Origin of the sequence: Pseudoalteromonas sp. S4741, assembly GCF_005886135.1 — a bacterium.
GTDB classification, from domain to species: domain Bacteria; phylum Pseudomonadota; class Gammaproteobacteria; order Enterobacterales; family Alteromonadaceae; genus Pseudoalteromonas; species Pseudoalteromonas tetraodonis.
On sequence record NZ_PNCN01000117.1, the window covers coordinates 1 to 377 of the forward strand.

The window sequence follows — 377 nt, forward strand, 5'->3', positions numbered from 1 at the left end:
ACCTGGCGGTTTACTTCAAGTACCCAGATTACGTGCGAAAAGCCATTTATACCACCAATGCTATCGAGGCGGTTCACCGCCAGTTTAGGAAATTGACCAAGACTAAAGGTGCATTCCCGAATGAAAATAGCTTGATGAAATTATTGTATGCAGGCATATTGAACGCCTCGAAGAAATGGACAATGCCAATCCACAATTGGAACCTGACATTGTCGCAATTAGCCATTCACTTCGAAGGTAGGTTAGATGGCGTGCTAGATATTTAGCAATTTAGGCTGACACAGAATTCTGAACGCCCTCCAAATGGTTGCAACTAGCAGCAGATGAGCAACAAGGAAACGCCTCTAATTTGGAGCGCAAATTAACCAAGCCACTCC

Annotated in this window: 1 protein-coding gene; it reads left to right on the forward strand. The window is 44.3% G+C overall.

Going from position 1 to position 377, the window contains the following annotated elements; genetic code table 11:
* Positions 1-266: transposase (locus CWC30_RS14880; RefSeq protein ID WP_138627485.1), on the forward strand; the 266-nt coding region annotated here is incomplete at its 5' end.
* Positions 267-377 lie beyond the last annotated feature (111 nt).